This is a genomic window from Nitratidesulfovibrio liaohensis (assembly GCF_011682075.1).
Classification (GTDB): domain Bacteria; phylum Desulfobacterota; class Desulfovibrionia; order Desulfovibrionales; family Desulfovibrionaceae; genus Cupidesulfovibrio; species Cupidesulfovibrio liaohensis.
The window spans coordinates 1-3,090 of record NZ_VSMK01000335.1 but is presented as its reverse complement, the minus strand read 5'-3'; the positions used below and the strand labels follow the sequence as shown (position 1 = coordinate 3,090).

Genomic DNA, 3,090 nt, shown 5'->3' with positions numbered 1-3,090 from the left:
GCCCCGCGCACCTCGCCGGTGACGGCCCAGCCGCCGGGGCGCGCCCACGACAGGAGGTCGCGCGAGAGGGATGCGGGCAGCAGCCCCTTTTCCGCCAGCAGATCGTGCTGGGCGCGGGTGAGCGGGCGGGCCTGCCATTCCGATGCGCTGGCGGGCATGTAGGGCCACATGTCGCGCGGAATTTCCACCAGGCAGTAGGCGCCGGGGTATTCGCGCACGTTGCGCGCGGCCAGAAAGAAGTCCGGCCCCATGCCGGTGGCGGCGGGAATGATGTCGGTGCCCAGCAGCATGCGGCTGTTGTCGGTCAGGCGGCGCAGACGCAGGAATTCGTCATCGCTGCCCGCCGCTTCGGAAAAGCCGTGCTGGATGGTGTCGTCGCCGGTCAGGGTGGCGCTGCGGTCGTAGGCCCAGATGGCCCCGGCACCGCCGGAGGGGGCAACGTACAGGCCGCGCGCGCCCGTACGGCGCAGCAGTTCCTGCGCTCTCGGCTGGGCGAGGATGGCGAAGGCCGAGGGCGTGCCGTCGGCAATGAGCGCCATGGGATGCACCAGCAGCCAGGTATCGGCGGCCCGTAGCAAATTGTCCGGATCGGGCGGCAGGGTGGGTGAACGCCAGCCCAATTGGCTGCCGGAAACCACGCGCGCAAGTTCCGCGCCGGATCCCAACAGCGATTGCTTTTCCAGCCACTGCATGTAGCCGGGGTCCGCCCGGGTGATCGAGGGGCCTTGCGGCAGCAGCAGCGACTTCTGCTTGGTCTGGGGGGCGCCGCACCCGGTCTGGAGCAGGCTGAGGGCCAGGCTCAGGGTCAGGAGCAGAACCGGCGCGACGGGCGGCATGGTCGAACGGAGGGGCGCGGCAGCGGCGCGCGGCAGGCCGGATAGCGGGCGGAATGCGGGCAGACTGCGGAGCATGAGGACAATGGTGCGGAGCACGGCGCGGTTCGGCATGCGAGTCTCCTTTATCATGCCGACATTACAGGGAGCAGGGGGGGCTGTCAAAGGAGGTATTGCGGCCATGCCACGCCATTTTCGCTTTACACGCGGCGTGAAGCGGGGCAAACCGGCACCTGTGGCCATTCGGGCCACGGAGTACAGGGAGGACCTTCATGCCGTTTTTCGAAGTGGACGCGCAGAAATGCAAGCGCGACAACATCTGTATCGACGAATGCCCCATCCGCATCCTGATCGCCGACAAGGAAACGGGCGTGGCCAAGATGCGCCAGGGTGCCGAGGATGCCTGCATTCGGTGCGGCCATTGCGTGGCCGTCTGTCCGAGCGGGGCAGTGCGCCTTGAGGGCATGCCCTTTGAAGAATTCGTTCCGGTCCGCCGCGAACTGGCCATCGAGGCCGACGCGGCGGAACAGTTCCTGCGCGGGCGCCGCTCCATCCGCACGTTCAAGGAACAGCCGGTGGAACACGACGTTCTGGCACGGATCATGGACACCGTGCGCTGGGCTCCCACCGCAAGCCACCGGCAGCCGGTGCGCTGGGTGATGGTGGAAGACCCCGCCCGTACCCGTGAAATCGCCAGCCTGATCATCGACTGGATGCTCTACCTGCGCGAACACGACCCGGAAACCGCCAAGCGCCACAACGTGGCCGGGCTGATCGCCGGATCGCGCAAGGGCGTGGACCTGGTGCTGCGCGGGGCGCCGCACATCGCCGTGGCCTGCTGCGACGGCAGGGCCACCTGGCCCGCCGTGGATTCGGCCATTGCCCTCACCTATCTGGAACTGGCAGCCCATGCCCACGGCGTGGGCGCATGCTGGGGCGGCTACTTCACCTACGCGGCCAACGCCTACGCGCCCCTGCGCGAACTGCTGGGCCTTGGCGACGACGACCGGGTGCAGGGCGCGCAGATGCTGGGGTATGCGAAGTATCGGTATCGCCGGTTGCCGTGGCGTAGACCTCTCCCCATTACCTGGAAATAGTGCTGGCCGCGCGGATCGTGGGCGATGGCGGCGTCAAACGCCATTTCCGCTCCGGGTCATGTACGGTAAGAGTACACTCCCCATCGCGGAAGTGGCGTTTTCCTTGCCCTCGCCGCACGCTGCGCACGGCCAGAAAACCGTGAAGTGATGCGCTGTCGGAAAGAATGAAGAAATGACAACCGCCCCGACCGGAACTTCCGGTCGGGGCGGTTGTCATTCAAGAAAAGAGGGGGAACGCAGCTGTTTCCCTTTCTCTGTTTTCAGGCCTGGTCGGCAGGCGGAGCGATGTTGGCCGAGGACAAGGAAAACGGCGATGCAGCGAGGAGAGGCTTCGGTATTTCTTGCAGCGGCGATACCCGACAAACGGCGGGATTTGGCCCGGCACGCAAGGAAAGCGGCCCCGGCGCGAGGGGAGTGTACTCTTTGGTACATGACCCGAGCGTCGGGGCCGTTTGACGCAGTGGTCGCGGCAAAGGCCCGCCGTTTGTCAGCCATGCCTAACGCATGCGTGCCATGACCTGACGCAGCGCCTCCGCCTGCTCTGCCAGCGCGGCCACGGCCCGGGCGGCCTCGCGCATGGCGTCCACCGTCTCGCCGGAGATGCGGTCCACCTCGCCGGTGGCCCGGCTGATTTCCTCGCTGGCGGCGGATTGCTGGGACGCGGCGGTGGCGATGGCCCGCACCCGATCGGCGGTGGTCACGGCAATGGTGACGATATGCTGCAAGGTCTGGCCAGAGGCTTCCGCCAGCTCGGCGGACCGGCCCACGTTGCGGGCGGCGTTTTCCGTGGCTTCCAGGTTGCGGGCGGCCCCGGCGCGGATGCGCGTGACGGCCTCGCCCACTTCACGTGTGGCACCCATGGTCTTTTCGGCCAGCTTGCGCACCTCGTCGGCCACCACGGCGAATCCCCGCCCGGCGTCCCCGGCGCGGGCCGCCTCGATGGCGGCGTTCAGCGCCAGCAGGTTGGTCTGGTCCGCGATGTCGGAAATCACGTCCATGATCCGGCCAATGCCTTCCACCTGCGTGCCCAGTTCGCGCATGTCGGTGCGCAGGGCCTCGGCGTCGGTGGCTACTGCGGTGCTGGCGGCCACGGTCTCGCGGGTGATGGAGGCGCCGTCCTCGGCCTTGGCGCGGGCTTCGTCGGCGCTGGCGGCGGCCTC

General features: G+C 68.0%; 2 protein-coding genes and 1 pseudogene. 1 reads left to right on the top strand and 2 read right to left on the bottom strand.

Annotation, left to right across the window (positions count from 1 at the left end; all coding sequences use genetic code 11):
* A pseudogene (locus FVW27_RS11725) lies at nucleotides 1–947 on the bottom strand (hypothetical protein); the annotation flags it as partial.
* Between the two features lie 158 nt (nucleotides 948–1,105).
* Between FVW27_RS11725 and FVW27_RS11720 the strand changes: the two are divergent.
* Nucleotides 1,106–1,930 (top strand): nitroreductase family protein, encoded by an 825-nt coding sequence (locus FVW27_RS11720; protein ID WP_167125361.1) that lies wholly within the window; start codon nucleotides 1,106–1,108, stop codon nucleotides 1,928–1,930.
* 497 nt (nucleotides 1,931–2,427) lie between these two features.
* Here the strand turns inward: FVW27_RS11720 and FVW27_RS11715 are convergent.
* Nucleotides 2,428–3,090 (bottom strand): methyl-accepting chemotaxis protein (locus tag FVW27_RS11715; protein ID WP_243838387.1); only part of this gene is annotated, 663 nt, incomplete at its 5' end.

Coding starts and splice junctions, on each gene's coding strand:
- FVW27_RS11720 (WP_167125361.1), top strand. CDS start 1,106: ATGCCGTTTTTCGAAGTGGACGCGCAGAAATGCAAGCGCGACAACATC.